The organism is Haloglomus halophilum, assembly GCF_024298885.1.
In the GTDB taxonomy this organism is placed as follows: Archaea; Halobacteriota; Halobacteria; order Halobacteriales; family Haloarculaceae; genus Haloglomus; species Haloglomus halophilum.
The window spans coordinates 2,312,651-2,326,388 of the sequence record NZ_CP101166.1 but is presented as its reverse complement, the minus strand read 5'-3'; the positions used below and the strand labels follow the sequence as shown (position 1 = coordinate 2,326,388).

12 protein-coding genes are annotated in these 13,738 nt (G+C 70.5%); 4 read left to right on the top strand and 8 right to left on the bottom strand.

Features of this window, described 5'->3' with window-relative positions:
* Positions 1 to 23: 23 nt before the first annotated feature.
* A complete protein-coding gene (locus NL114_RS11200) occupies positions 24 to 656 on the bottom strand; it encodes a winged helix-turn-helix transcriptional regulator (protein ID WP_254821007.1) in 633 nt (210 codons plus the stop codon).
* A gap of 120 nt (positions 657 to 776) precedes the next feature.
* Here NL114_RS11200 and NL114_RS11195 point away from each other — a divergent pair, with 120 nt between their 5' ends.
* Positions 777 to 2,606, top strand: coding sequence for a pentapeptide repeat-containing protein (locus tag NL114_RS11195; protein WP_254821006.1), 1,830 nt, complete (start codon positions 777 to 779; stop codon positions 2,604 to 2,606).
* An 11-nt stretch (positions 2,607 to 2,617) separates the two neighbouring features.
* Here the strand turns inward: NL114_RS11195 and NL114_RS11190 are convergent, their stop codons facing one another.
* On the bottom strand, positions 2,618 to 3,862 hold the full coding sequence (locus tag NL114_RS11190; RefSeq protein ID WP_254821005.1) for an SPFH domain-containing protein: 1,245 nt from the start codon (positions 3,860 to 3,862) through the stop codon (positions 2,618 to 2,620).
* Positions 3,863 to 3,938: 76 nt separating this feature from the next.
* Between NL114_RS11190 and NL114_RS11185 the strand changes: the two genes are divergently transcribed.
* A complete protein-coding gene (locus tag NL114_RS11185; RefSeq protein WP_254821004.1) occupies positions 3,939 to 4,466 on the top strand; it encodes a DUF5813 family protein in 528 nt (175 codons plus the stop codon).
* Positions 4,467 to 4,707: 241 nt separating this feature from the next.
* Here NL114_RS11185 and NL114_RS11180 read toward each other — a convergent pair whose 3' ends face one another.
* The 6 genes from NL114_RS11180 to dapA all read right to left on the bottom strand — a co-directional run bounded on the left by NL114_RS11180 (position 4,708) and on the right by dapA (position 11,009).
* Entirely contained in the window at positions 4,708 to 5,844 is a 1,137-nt protein-coding gene (locus tag NL114_RS11180) for a M20 family metallopeptidase (protein WP_350355368.1), read from the bottom strand.
* Positions 5,819 to 6,784 (bottom strand): diaminopimelate epimerase, encoded by a 966-nt coding sequence (gene dapF, locus NL114_RS11175; protein ID WP_254821002.1) that lies wholly within the window; start codon positions 6,782 to 6,784, stop codon positions 5,819 to 5,821. Before dapF ends, NL114_RS11180 begins: the two co-directional genes overlap by 26 nt.
* 80 nt (positions 6,785 to 6,864) lie before the next feature.
* The gene (gene lysA, locus NL114_RS11170; protein ID WP_254821001.1) at positions 6,865 to 8,181 is read right to left on the bottom strand and encodes a diaminopimelate decarboxylase; all 1,317 of its coding nucleotides are present in this window, start codon (positions 8,179 to 8,181) and stop codon (positions 6,865 to 6,867) included.
* A gap of 330 nt (positions 8,182 to 8,511) precedes the next feature.
* Positions 8,512 to 9,345, bottom strand: a complete 834-nt coding sequence (locus NL114_RS11165) for a 2,3,4,5-tetrahydropyridine-2,6-dicarboxylate N-succinyltransferase (RefSeq protein ID WP_254821000.1) — start codon at positions 9,343 to 9,345, stop codon at positions 8,512 to 8,514.
* 6 nt (positions 9,346 to 9,351) lie between these two features.
* The gene (dapB, locus tag NL114_RS11160; protein ID WP_254820999.1) at positions 9,352 to 10,113 is read right to left on the bottom strand and encodes a 4-hydroxy-tetrahydrodipicolinate reductase; all 762 of its coding nucleotides are present in this window, start codon (positions 10,111 to 10,113) and stop codon (positions 9,352 to 9,354) included.
* On the bottom strand, positions 10,110 to 11,009 hold the full coding sequence (gene dapA / locus NL114_RS11155; RefSeq protein ID WP_254820998.1) for a 4-hydroxy-tetrahydrodipicolinate synthase: 900 nt from the start codon (positions 11,007 to 11,009) through the stop codon (positions 10,110 to 10,112). The genes dapB and dapA overlap by 4 nt, the downstream gene beginning before the upstream one ends.
* A 784-nt stretch (positions 11,010 to 11,793) precedes the next feature.
* On the opposite strand from dapA, the gene NL114_RS11150 reads away from it, so the two are divergent.
* Both NL114_RS11150 and NL114_RS11145 read left to right on the top strand, forming a co-directional pair.
* Positions 11,794 to 12,480 carry an SDR family oxidoreductase gene (locus NL114_RS11150; RefSeq protein ID WP_254820997.1) on the top strand — a complete coding sequence of 229 codons (687 nt, stop codon included), beginning with the start codon at positions 11,794 to 11,796 and terminating at the stop codon, positions 12,478 to 12,480.
* 90 nt (positions 12,481 to 12,570) lie between these two features.
* The gene (locus NL114_RS11145) at positions 12,571 to 13,452 is read left to right on the top strand and encodes a ZIP family metal transporter (RefSeq protein ID WP_254820996.1); all 882 of its coding nucleotides are present in this window, start codon (positions 12,571 to 12,573) and stop codon (positions 13,450 to 13,452) included.
* The last annotated feature ends 286 nt before the right edge of the window (positions 13,453 to 13,738 follow it).

The following is a 13,738-nucleotide window of genomic DNA, read 5'->3' as shown; positions in this document are numbered from 1 at the left end:
CAACCTCGTGGTTTCTCCCGCAGTTATCCTGAATACTCCACAAGCTCGTCGGCGTCAGCGGCGAGCGCGACGGCGTCGGGGCCGAAGGAGTCGGCGTACCGCACCAGAAGCAACAGCGTCGTCTCCGGACGCGTGAGGTCGTAGCCGTCCGAGCGGTCGAGCAGGCCCGCCTCCGCGAGTTCGGCGGCGTACTTGCTGACGGTGGGTGCCGAGACGCCGAGGCGGTCGGCGAGCTCTGCCCCCGTCGCGTCCGGGTCGCGGAGCAGTTCCACGAGCAGGCCGCGAGCGGTGTCCCGTCGGAGGAAGCCCAGCGTCCGGCGTTCGAAGTCCGAGAACCGGCCGGCCGGAGCGTAGCGACGGTAGTCGCCGTCCTTCCAGGAGTCCACGGCGTCGCGCTCTGCCAGCCGGCGGAGGTGGTACTGGGCCTCGCCGGTGCCCAGGCGGAGGTCGTCCCGGAGCTTCGAGAAGTGTGCGCCCGGCGTCGTGGCGAGGTAGCCACGGATGGCCGCGGGGACCTCGCTGGTGGTCTCGCGGTCGTCGGGGGCGCTCGCGTCCGCGTCGGAGCCGGCGAGTCGAGCCAGTGGGCCGCCGGCGCCGACCGCGGCGAACCGGCGGAGTGTGGCCCGTTTCTCCTCGTCGACCGACTCCTCGCTCATTGCCGGGTCAAGGCACACACCGGATAAAAGCCCGTCGGCGGTGATGCATGGGTATACAGGTCCCCCCGGGCTGTCGCTCGTCGAAACAGTGTTGTCCCCGCCCCCGGCACCGTCGAGCGGATGGACAGCTGCACGTACTTCGCCGACGAGGACTGGCGCGACCACCTGGTCGCGCTCGCGGACGAGCTGGTGACGGTCCGGGCGTTCTGCACGGCTCCGGAGGGGTTCAACGGGGCGGACCGCGAGGGGAACGGGGTCGAGGTGGGGCGACGACGGCTCCGGGAGGCGCTCCCGGCAGACCGTCCGGTCGACGATGACCTGCTCGCGCAGGGCGCCGCCAGCGTCGTCGCGGACGCGGACGCGGAGGTCCTCGGACGGACGGTGGACGACGTCGTCGACCTGCTCGTCCGCCGCGGGAGCAACGACCGGACGGACGAGGACCTGCCGACCGAGTGTCCACATCCCGCGACCGACGGGAGCGACCGCTGTGTCTTCCACGGCGACGCATCGCCCGCGGCAGTCCGGGAGGCGCTCCACGAGGCGCTGTCGGCCGACGACCCGGCGCGTCACGTCGTCGTCGGGGCCTCGTTCGAGACGCTCGACCTCGCCGGCTACGTCCATCGCCCGGCGTACAACCGCCCCGTCGACCTGCGGTTCTGTACCGTCTCGGAACGGGCCGACCTCTCGGACGCCCGGTTCGGGACGGAGCTCCGGCTCGACGCCTGTTCGTTCGGTTCGGTCCGTGCGAAGGGGGCGGCCTTCGATGGCACGGTCCGATTCGCGGGGGCTCGCTGCCGCGGGGCCGCCGGGTTCCGCCGCGTCGAGTTCGGCGGCGACGCGTGGTTCCGCCACACCCGCTTCGAGGGGGACGCGGGATTCGGTGGCGCCCACTTCGACGGGGAGGCACACTTCACCGACTGTCGCTTCGAGGGTGGCACGGACTTCCTCGACGCCACGTTCGCCGACCGGACCTGGTTCGTCGGAATCCACGGCGGACGACGGCACCGGTCCGGGCCGCGAGCGGACCTCCAGTTCAGGAACGCCACGTTCCGGTCGGGCGTGGAGTTCGCCGGGGCGACGCTCGTCGGTGACCTCGGACTCCGGGGCGCCAGCATCGACGGTGGCCTCGACTGCTCGGGGCTCGTCCCTGGACCGGACCGTCCGGCCGACGAGCGCGTCGTCGTCGACTGTACGGACGCCACCGTCGCCGACGGCAAACTCCACCTGCCCGACGACGAACGGGTCGTCTTCGACTGCACGGACGGAGCCATCGCGGATGTCACCCTCGTCGGTGGCGACTCGGGGGTGGTGCCGTTCGACCACCTCCGGGTGGCCCGGACCTCGTTCGACGGGTTCGCGTTCGAGGACCACCGTGGCGCACTCGGCGAGACGTGGAACCTCCACCGGGTTCACGACCCCGGGCGCGGCCGGGCCGTCGATGCCGACCTCGCGCCGAAGGTTCTGGAGTCGACGTACCTCAAGGCCCGTCGTGGGGCCGATGCCACCGGCGACCGGACCGCGGCCTCGCAGTTCTTCGTCCGGGAGATGCGCTACCGCCGCCGGCTCAAACGGGATGCTGTCGGGACGGGCGAGACAGCCACCGACCGGCTGCGGGCGGCCGGCGGCTGGGCCACCAACGCGCTGTTCGGACTGAGCTGTGGCTACGGCGAGCGGCCGCTCAGAACGGTCGCGGTCTCCCTGCTGCTCGTGGCCGGGTACGGGGCGGTGTTCGCCGGACTGGGAGCCGTGACGCGACCGGACGCGTCGCTCGCGACCGTCGCGCTCGAGAACCTGACGTTCAGCCTCCAGTCGTTCGTGAGCCTCATCTTCGGCGGCGTCCCGCGTGGCGCGACGCTTCCCGTCAGACTGCTCGCCTCGTCAGAAGGGTTCCTCGGTGGCTTCCTCATCGCCCTGTTCGTCTTCGCGCTGACCCGGTCGGTCCAGCGGTAGCCGCGGCGGAATCACTCCGTCTCGGGTTCGCGCTCGCCATCGCCGTCCGCGCCGGCGTCACCGTCGGCATCCGAATCACTGCCGCGCTCCGGGGTCGCCGCGCCGGTGTTGTCGCCCGCGCCGACATCGATGTCGGCGCCCGCGCCCATCTCCTGGTCCATCTCCTCGATGACCTCGTCGGGGTCGCGGATGTCGGCCGCGTCCTGTCCCTCCTTGATCGCCTGGGCCTCGGCCTCCATCTGCTCGACGTCCATCTCCGTCTCCTGCTCGATCTGCCCGAGTATCTCCTCGATATCGTCGAGGCCGAGCAGTTCACGGGTCTCGTCGTCGAAGTCGAGCGCCTCCAGCTCCTGGCCGTCACCCTGCACGTCGCTGCCGGTGAGGTGCTTGCCGTAGCGCCCGACGAGTGAGGTGAGTTCCTGCGGGAGCACGAACGTCGTGGACTCGTTCTGCCCGATGGATTCGAGCGTCTCCATCCCCTTCTCGATGACCGCACGCTCGCCCATCGACTCGGCGGATTTGGCGCGGAGGACGGTCGAGATGGCGTCACCCTGCGCTTCGAGGATCTGTGACTGCTTCTCCCCCTGTGCGCGGATGATGTCGGACTGCTTGTCACCCTCGGCCTTCTCGACGGCGGAGCGGCGCTCACCCTGCGCTTCGAGAATCATGGCACGGCGGCGGCGCTCGGCGGAGGTCTGCTGCTCCATCGCCTGCTGGACGTCCTGCGAGGGGTTGACCTCGCGGACCTCGACGGACTCGACGCGGACCCCCCACTCGTCGGTGGGTTCGTCGAGTTCCTTGCGGATGCGGGCGTTGATCTCGCCGCGCTTGTTCAGCGTGTCGTCCAGCTCCATGTCGCCCAGCACCGCCCGGAGCGTGGTCTGGGCGAGGTTCGAAACGGCGCGTTTGTAGTTGTCGACCTCGAGGAACGCCTTCTTGGCGTCCATCACCTTGATGTAGACGACGGCGTCGGCCGTCACGGGCGAGTTGTCGCGCGTGATGGCCTCCTGCCGGGGCACGTCGAGCGTCTGGGTTCGCATGTCGAACGCGTAGGTGGCCGAGACGAACGGCGGGATGAACGAGATGCCGGGCTCCTTGATACCGCGGTACTGCCCGAACAGCGTCCACACCTTCCGCTCGTACGCCTGCACGATGACGACGGACTTGTAGACGGCGACGATGGCGATGGCCAGGATGACCAGCGTGACGATACCGCCGACGACGCCGGCCTGTGCTGGATAGAGCGGGAGGGCCATACGGCGCCTTCGGCGCAACGGGGCTTGAAGGTTGGCCCCGACGCGCTCTTGTCGCTCCCCCGTCTACGCCCCAGTAATGCCTGACGAGTTACCGGCCGCGGCGACCCGGGCGTTCGACGCACACGACGCCTACGAGCGAGCGGCGGGCGGGCCGGCGTTCGTGCTGACGACCACGAAGTTCGACGCCACCGTCACGGCTCGTGACGACGGCGAGCCCGAGTGGGCGCTGACCTACGAGCTGGAGGTCCGGGCGCCGATGCTCTCGACGGCCACGGCCGACGAGGTCGGCTCCACCGTCGAGGCGGGCTGGTTCGACACGCTGGCGCTCCGGCTGGAGGATGCGCCCGGCGCCGTCCGCGATTCGGTCGACATCACCCTCGATGTGACCGAGGAGGCCGGTGACGCGGTTGCGACCTACCGGTTCGAGTCCGGGGACCCCGACCGTGCCGCCGCCATCGCGAAGGCGTTCGCCGAATACGTCGAGGGGACGTACATGGAGGGGGTGGTCCCGGGCTACGACTACCAGCCGCCCGTCTCCGAGATGCTCGCGTCGGCCCGGGGAACTGGTGGTGACGAGGGGTCCGGCGACCCGATGCCGTTGTAAGCGTACAATCAAATTTTCTTCAATAACATGTTGAAACACGAGTTGATTGTGTCGTTATAATCTCAAATTACACCATATATCGAAACCGTGTGACAGTGGTCGGGCTTCGGGGGTCGCCCGGCGTAGGTTCAAGTACCGGAACGGGACCAAGGCCCCGTGTGCCCTGAGCGCTGCCCGGCACGCGGCTGCGGGTGCGTGGTGCGACGCGTGCCGGACCCGACCACAGCACCGCCTGTTCGCCCTACCCCAGCAGCGATGCGAGCGTCTCGCGGACGGCGTCGGCCGCCGCCGTGATCTCCTCGCGACGGACGTACTCGCGCTCGGCGTGTGCGACGGCCCCCTCCTCGTCCGCCAGCACGCCGGGGCCGAAGACGACCGTCGGCGCGTCCGCGGCGAAGTACGAGGCCTCCGTCGCGGCCCCGAACGCGCGAACCTCGCCGCCCGACGCGTCGGTGAGCGTCTCGACCAGTGGCTCGTCCGGGTCGGTCGCGAAGGCTTCGAGGAACGGCGTCTCGCGCTCGGTCAGCGCGAACTCGACGCCCGCGTCGTCCATCGCGGCTGCACGGAGATGCGCGTTCAGCGCCCGCTCGAAGCCGTCGGCCGTCTCCGGCGGGACGCTCCGGCGGTCGATGCCGACCCGGACCTCGGCGGGCAGCTGGTTGATGGCCTCGCCGCCCTCGACCGTCGTGGCGGTCAGCGTCGGCGCGCCCAGCTGCGGGTCCGTCCCGGGGCCGCGCTCCCGATCGAACGTGTCGAGCGCCTCCAGCAGCGGCGCCAGCGCCCGGAGCGCGTTCGTCCCGGACTCGGGCTCGGCGGCGTGTGCAGCCTCGCCCGTCACGGTCAGCGTCCCCTCGAACCGGCCCTTGGCGGCCGCGCAGACATCCAGCCCCGTCGGCTCGCCGACGATGTAGCCGTCGGCCCGGAGCGGGTCGTCCCCGAACGCCAGCGCGTCCGCGCCGGCCGAGGTGGTCTCCTCGTCGGGCGTGATGGCCAGCGTCAGGCGCCCCCGTTCGACCGGCGCGTTCAGGAAGGCGTCGACCAGCGCCGCCAGCGGCCCCTTCGCGTCGCAGGCCCCGCGCCCACGGACGACGGCGCCGTCCTCGGCCGTCTCGAAGGGGACGTGCGGCGGGACGGTATCGATGTGCGTGTTGAGAACCAGGTGGGGCCCGTCGCTGTCGCCCTCGCGGACGGCGAGCGTGTTGCCGGCGTCGTCGACGCGTGGGTCGGCGCCGGCATCGATCAGCGTCTCGACGAGCAGGTCGCGCATCTCCTTGACCGACTCGTGGGATGCGGTGTGGACGGCACGCTCGTGGAAGCCGAGCGGGTCGAACCCGGGGGCAGCACTCACGCGTCTAGTCGCCCGTGTTGGTACCCGCATCCGTCAAATCGACATCCAGTTCGGCGTCCGGCCCCACGCCCGGCTCCGGGACCTCGGCCTCGAACTCGAAGACGGCTGGCCCGCGGAGGAGCGCGTCGTCGTCGGTGACCGTGACGAACAGGTCACCACCCGGCGGGGTGACCCGGACGGTCTCGCCGGTTCCGATTCGTCCGAGTCGGTGGGCGACCGCCGCGATGGCGACCGCACCCGTCCCACAGGAATCCGTCTCACCCTCGACGCCGCGCTCGTAGGTCCGCTGGCGGAAGGCCGCGTCCTCGTCCCCGACCGGTGCGACACGCGAGGCGAGAGTCACGTTCGCGCCCTCCGGGAACACGTCGGCGTGTCGGACCGCGGGTGCCACGTCCTCGAGGTCCACCGCGTCCACGTCCTCGACGAAGGAGACCGCGTGCGGGACGCCCGTGTTGACGGCCGTGACGGTGAGGCCCTCGACGTGTTCCTGGACGAGCGGTTCGGCCGTCTGGACCGGGACCGCGCCCGGGAGGAACCGCGGGCGACCCATCTCGATGGTGACATCGTCGCCGAAGCCCCGGTCGTCGCCGTGGCCACGGTTGCCGTCGTCCGGAGCCTCGCGTGCGATGACCGCGCGACGGGTCCCGGACTGCGTATCGATCATCACCTCGTCGCTCCCGGTGCGTTCGGCGGCCCAGCGGGCCGCACAGCGCGCGCCGTTGCCACACATCGCGGCGACGGACCCGTCCGGCTGGACGAGCGTCATCACGACGCGCGGGGAGGCGTACTCCGTCTCGAGATGGAGGAAGAGCACGCCGTCCGCCCCGATGTGGGGGCTGTCCGGGTGGCTGATGCCAGTGGTTCGGTCACAGAGTGCTCGTGCGAACGCCCGCCGGTCACCGACCCGCTCGGCGGCGTCCACGACGACGAAGTCGTTGCCCGTTCCGTGGTATTTCTGGATGTGTACCATCGTGTCCTCGCGTGGGGTGACGTGCCGACCCGTGAGACCGTCTGACACGTCGTTCGTTGATGGCTAGATGTGAGTCGCGCTCAAGAGTCCTCCGCTTCTGATTCTAGCCGGGTTAATTCGTCCAGCCGCTCGCGTCGCGCCGCCAGCCGGGGCTCGCCGTGCTCCAGCGCGACCACCGCCGGCCGCGGCCGAGAGTTGTAGTTGCTGGCCATCTCGTAGCCGTAGGCGCCGGCGTTGCCGATGGCGAGCAGGTCGCCGCGTGACGGGTCAGGCAGGGGTCGGTCCCTTGCGAAGACGTCCGCGGTCTCGCAGACGGGCCCGGAGATATCACAGGCGACGGCGTCGCGCCGTGGCGTGTCCGGCTCCAGGCTCCGGAGTTCGTGGTAGGCGTCGTACATCGCTGGCCGGACCAGGGTCGTCATCCCGGCGTCGATGCCGACGACGGTCGTCTCCGGCGTCGGCTTGACGGTGTTGACGGTCGTCAGCAGGACGCCGGCGTCGGCAACGAAGTAGCGCCCCGGCTCGATGGCGAGCTGTGGCGGCGCCGGCGCGTCCTCGCCGTCGTCGCCCGCCACGGCCTCCAGCCACCCCTCGCGGTACGCCTCCCGGGTCGCCTCGGCCACCGTGTCGAGGTCGAGCGGCGGCTCGTCCTCGTGGTACGGGACGCCGAACCCGCCGCCGACGGCGACGAAGTCCAGGCTCTCCTCCACGTCGCCCGCGAGCCCGCCCATTCGCCGGACGAGCTCGCGGTGTGCGGAGAGGTCGTCGCCGGAGATACCGCTCCCGGCGTGGGCGTGGAGCCCGACCACCTCGAAGCCGTGCTCGAGCGCCTGCTCGACGACCGCCGCCGTCCGGTCGTACGGGACGCCGAACTTCGGCTCCCCGCCGGTCGACACCTTCGCGTGGTGGCCCGCGCCGACACCCGGATTCACGCGGACACAGAGCCGTCCCCGGAAGCCGCGCTGTGCGACCCGGTTCAGGGTGTCCATCGCGCCGACCGTGAGCACCATGTCGTCCGCGGCGTCCAGCCCGCAGACGTAGTCGAGGTCACGTGCCGGCGGGTTGACCGCCGTGTACCGGACCCGACTGGCGGGGAACCCGGCCTCCAGCGACCGCTTCACCTCGCCCGCCGCCGCGCACTCGGCGCCGACACCGCGGTCGGCGAGGGTCTCTAGCACCGGCCGCGTGGTGTTGGCCTTCACCGCGTAGCTCAGGTCCGCGTCCGGAAACGCCGACCGCAACCGCGAGGCGTTGGCCTTCACGCGGTCCAGGTCCGCCACGTACAGCGGCGTCTCGTACTCGTCGGCCAGGTTCCGGAGCGGTTCGGCCGGCCAGTCCGAGAGCCGACGGACCGCCGGGTTGTCCGTCGTCGACGGCCAGCCCTCGCCATCAGGCATGGCACGCACCTCTCCAGCAAGTAGCGTCGCTCGGTGTGACAGGCGACGTCCTGGCGGACTGGAAGGGCGAGCGCGGCTGGCGGCGAAGCCGCCAGCTAATAGATTGTCGGCGGAGCCGACAATCCTCTCGACGAAGCACGCCGTTCGGGAGAGCGAAGCTCTCCCGCAGCCCAGCAGAATCTTCGATTCTGAGGACGACGCAAGCACTGCAGGCCGAGCGAAGCGAGGCCGAAGCGCGCAGCGAGGCGCGCGAGTCGAGAGCGCGAGGGCTTCCGAGGTTCCGCCGTTGTCCGTCGTCGCTGTGCGTTCGAGTGGAAACCATACTGAATCTCAGTTGTCCCGCAGTGCGTCCTCGCGCTCGGTCGCCTCCAGCGTCGACTCCTCGACGTGGGTCGCCACGACCGCTGGCTTGTACGCGCCGCCGTCGAACAGGTCGTGCTCGCCGACGCTCGACTCGACGTACCGGATGAACGCCCGGCGCTCCGGCGGGAGTTGGCCGTAGATGACCTCGTCCTCGACGAGGTCGTACACCGGGATGCGCGGCGTCAGGAGCGTATTCTCGCCGACGACGGAGTTCTCGCCGACCTCGAAGCCCGACGTGACCCGACAGCCCGCGCCCAGCGAGACACCGTCCTCGACGACGACGGGTTCGGCCTCGACGGGTTCGAGGACGCCGCCGATGAGTGTGTTCGCGCCGAGTTTCACGTCGTCGCCGATCTGGGCACAGGAGCCGACCGTGTCGCAGGAGTCGACCAGCGTACCGTCGCCGACGTGGGCGCCGATGTTGACGAACGCGGGCGACATCATGATGGCGTCGGCACCGACGTACGCGCCCCGGCGGATGACGGTGCCGGTCGGGGTGTTGCGGGTCCCGCGCTCGGGCAGGTCGCCGGTCTCGCGCAGCGGCAGGACGTCGTGATATGTGACGCCGCCGTGTTCGTAGGCCTGGATATCGCGCAGGCCGAAGTTGAGCAGGATGCCGCGCTTGACCCACTCGTTGGCCTCCCAGCCGTCGTCGCCGGGTTCAGCGGCGCGAATCTCGCCCGACTCGAGGGCATCGAGGAAGGCCTCCAGCGTATCCAGCTCCTCGCTTCCGACCGCGTCGACGTTGCCGGCATCGTACCGCGCTGCCAGTTCCGCCACGTCCGCTTCCAGCGTGCTCATGGGTTGTCAGTCACCCCCGTCCCCGATAACGTCCCCGAACTCGTACCAGCCCGCCTCGTGCCCGGGAAGCCACTCGGCTGCATCGACCGCGCCGGCGGCGAACACGCCGCGGGACTCGGCGCGATGGGCGAGCGTGAGCACCTCGTCGTTGTCGGCGAACATGAGTTCGTGCTCGCCCCGAACGTCGCCCGCCCGGCGGACGTGAACGCCGACCTGCCCCGGCTCACGCGGGTCCTCGCCCTCGCGGCCGTGGGTCCGGTCGAGCGCCTCGTCGCGGGCGTCGTCCAGAGCGTCGAGCAGCGTCTTCGCGGTCCCGCTCGGAGCGTCGCGCTTCCCGTTGTGGTGGGTCTCGGTCAGTTCCACGTCGTAGCCCGGGAGCGCCGTCGCGGCCTCTCGGACCACGTTCAGCAGCGCCTGCACACCGCGGGCGAAGTTGGCGGCCTTCAGCAACGGGATCGACTCCGCGGCGGCGTCCAGCGCGGCAGTCCCCTCACTGTCGAAGCCGGTGGTACCGATGACCGCAGGCGTGCCGGCCTCGGCCGCCTGCGCGATGTAGTCGGCGCTCGCGACGGGCACCGTGAAATCGATCAGAACGGTGCCCTCGGCATCGAGGAGTGCGGGCAGGTCCTCGGCGGGCCGAAGGTCTGCGCCCGCGACCGTGCCGGCGGGTTCGCGCGAGACGGGGACGAGCTCGTGGCCGCGCTCTGCGACCTCGCGTGCGACCTCGCCGCCGGTCCGGCCGGTCGCGCCGGTGACAATCACTCTCATGCTTCGGCGTCGACGGGTTCGAGCGCCGCCAGCACCTCGCGGAGGCGGTCACGGTTCGGCTCGCTCAGGTACGACAGCGGCGAGCGCATCGTTCGCGGATGGTGGCCCCGCATCTCCATGGCCTCCTTGATGGGGATGGGGTTGGTCTCGACGAACAGCGTGCGGAACAGCGGCCCCAGTTCGTGGTGGAGTTCGCGGGCGCGGTCCATCTCGTCGGCCAGTGCCGCGTGGGCCATCTCCACGGTGCGCTCGGGCTCGACGTTCGCGGCGACGGAGATGCAGCCGGTGCCGCCGGTCGCGACGACGGGCAGGGTCATCCCGTCGTCACCGGAGAGGACGGTGAAGTTCTCCTCGCGCGTCCGCTCGATGACCTCGCAGATGCGGCCCATGTCGCCGCTGGCGGCCTTGTAGCCGACGATGTTCTCGTGGCTGGAGAGGTTGACCGCCGTCTCGACGGCGATGTTGCGCCCGGTGCGGCCGGGGACGTTGTAGATGATCTGCGGGAGGTCGACCTCGTCAGCGACCTGCCGGAAGTGGTGCTCCATCCCCTCGGGTTCGGGGATGTTGTAGTACGGCGAGATCAGGAGCAGCGCGTCGGCGCCGGCGGCCTCGGCGCGCCGGGAGAGCTCCAGCGCCTCGCGGGTGTTGTTCGAGCCGCTGCCCGCGATGACGGGCACGTCCTCGATGGCCTCGACGACCGCCTCGATGACCTCGACGTGCTCGTCGTGGGTCATCGTGGCGGACTCGCCGGTCGTCCCGACGGGGACGACGCCGTCGACGCCGGCTTCCTCCAGTCGGCGGGCGTTCGCCTGCAGTGTCTCGAAGTCGATGCTCTCGTCATCGTGGAACGGCGTGGTCATCGCGGGGAACACGCCGTCGAAGGTGTCGTGTGTCATGGTGGGTGTCGTGTGGTGTGTCGGTGGCCGCGGGCGCCGCGGAGCGGGCCGAGGCCGTTCGTGGGGAGGTCGTCGGGTCGCTCCCCTATGTAGTTGTAGTTCGGGCGACCGGGAGCGGCCCGGGACGGGGTGGCAACCCGCCGCGAGCCATCACTGACGCTTGCGCTTGCGCTTCCCGGCCTTCGAGAACGGACGGGCGGACGCGCCGCTCGGCGTCGTGCGGAACCGAGCGTGCGCGCGCCGTCGCATACGTGCCGAATCAGGAGCCGCGAACTTAGCCGTTACGTCACGACTCCGGATGGTGTCCGGATATGGACCCCGCTTCGCTCGCCCGTGAGAACGAGCATGCGTTTCTATCAGCGATGTGTTCGGTGCGGTGACACAGTGACGGGAACCTGTTGAAAGCCCCCGGCTGCTCGACTCGCGTGCCTCGCTGCGCGCCTCGGTCGCTCGCTTCGCTCGCTCCCTGCAGTGCTTGCGTCGTCGTGCTTCGTCGAGCAGCCGGCCCCTTTCAGTCCCGCTCGGTTCGGCGGTCCAGGGGCGCTTCACACCGTGCTGGCTCGGTGCGTACGCTCCGTGGAACGGGCATTTCGGGTGGGAATGGAAGGGACCAGGGACTTCCAACCGCTCTGTTCGTCGCGCTCCACCGTGGAACGACTGGGAGAAACATCACCTCTAACGACCAGATGGAGCATCCACCCTCGACACTATCGGACACGGCTCATCCGCGACCTGGACTGCCGCGGGGAAAACGACCATCCCCCCGCCGGCCGTCCCCCGGGTCATGAACGTACTCATCACGGGTGGCAGTCGCGGCATCGGCGCCGCCGTCGCCCGTCGATTCGGCGAGAAGGGGGCGCACGTCGCACTCTGTGCCCGCGAGGAAGATCCCCTCCACGAGGTGGCCGCCGACATCGTCTCGGCTGGCGGCGAGGCGACGACCCAGCGCGCGGACGTGCGCGACGAGTTCGATGTCGAGCGATTCGCCGAGACGGCCGCCCGGGCGGGGGGCCCGCTCGACCTCGTCGTCGCCAACGCCGGTGTCTACCACGGCGACCCGGGAGCGACACCGCTCGCCGACGAGTCCTACGCCGCGTTCGACGACCACCTCCGCACGAACGGCCGGGGCGTGTTCGCCACCATCCGCGAGTCCGTCCCCCACCTCGCCGACGACGCGCGGGTGCTCGTGCCCTCCGGGAGCATCGCCCGCGACGCGAAGGCCGGGTTCGGGAGCTACGCGGTGTCGAAGGGGCTCGCGGAGGCACTCGCCCGGCAGTTCGCCGCCGACCTCGACGTGCCGGTCGGCGTCGTCGACCCCGGGCAGGTCTCGACCGAGTTGACCGGGGAGGGACCCGGACGCGACGCCGAAGAGGTCGCGGACCTGTTCCACTGGGCCGCCACCGAGGCGCCAGCCGAGGACCTCGACGGCGGCGTACTGGACCTGCGGGCGTGGAAGCAGGCGACGGGATGACCAGGCCGCCGCACCGACCCCGCCGGTTAACAACTCCACGCACGCCACCCCGACAGTTCTATTAACTAGCGCCATAGAGTTATTATCAACATGAGTGCGGAGGCACGGACGGACGGTGACGAGTCGGTGGTCGAGGGGAGCCTCGGAGACGTGTCGACGGTCGGGGCCGTGGCCGTCGTGGGGCTACTCGCAGTCTCCGCGATAGCGGTCTCGGAGGGCCTGTGGAAGCTCCTGATCGTCGGCTGGGTCGCGTTCGTCGCGATGGCGGGCGCCGCGCTGCTGGGCAACCGTGCCGCCCGGACCCGCGACGCGTTCGGGCTGGTGTGGGGCTACGGCCTCGCGGCCGGCGCGATGGTCACCTCCGCCGCCGTCTTCCTCCTGCCGCAGGCGTTCGGTCTCGGCGGACAGATCGGCGGCTTCGGCGTCGCCGCGGGGCTGCTCGCGGGCTACGCCTCCCACACCGTCAGTCACCGCCTCGCGCACGTCGACGGCGTCAACTCCGCCGCAGTCGAGCTCACCGCGCACTCGCTGGCCGCGGGACTCATCATCGGCGTCATCTACGCCGCGCTCCCGGACCCCGGCCTCCTGCTCGGCCTCGCCATCGTCTCGCACAAGGGGCCCGCGGGCTACGCGGCTGCCCGCCGCCTCCGCCACGAGGGCCAGCGCATCTCGCTCCTGCTGCTCCCGGCCGCCGGCGTCGCGCTCACGGCCATCCCGGTGGCCGCCATCCAGCCGCCGCTGTCGGACAACGTCAGTGCGGCGGTGTTCGGCTTCGCCGCCGGCATCTTCCTCCACCTCGCGATGGACTTCCTGCCCGAGTGCGAGCTGGGTGGGGAGGTCGGACAGGTCGCGGAGCTGGAGGATATGGAGGGCGAGGCACACCAGCTTCTGGACCGGCTCCGGATGCACGCGGTCGGGAGCACGGCGCTCGGGGCACTCGCCGTGTTCGGTGCGTGGCTGGTTATCGCGTAATTCGGCTCTATCTTATCGAAACCATAGAATAAAATATTTAATCGCCAGATTGGACAATAATTTGCGAACTCAGTGACCGCAGAGTGGGATAGATAGGAAGCCCCCGCGGGCTCGACCTGCCGGGCCTCGCTGCGCTCCTCGGGTTCGCTTCGCTCACCCTGTGGTGCTCACGGCTTCGCCGTTCGCCCGGGGCGCGTAGCGCCCCGCTGCTTGCGTCGTCCGGGCAGGGTCGAGCCCGCGGCCCCTTCCATTCCCACCCGACCGTGGAGTGTGGAGGCTCGCGGCG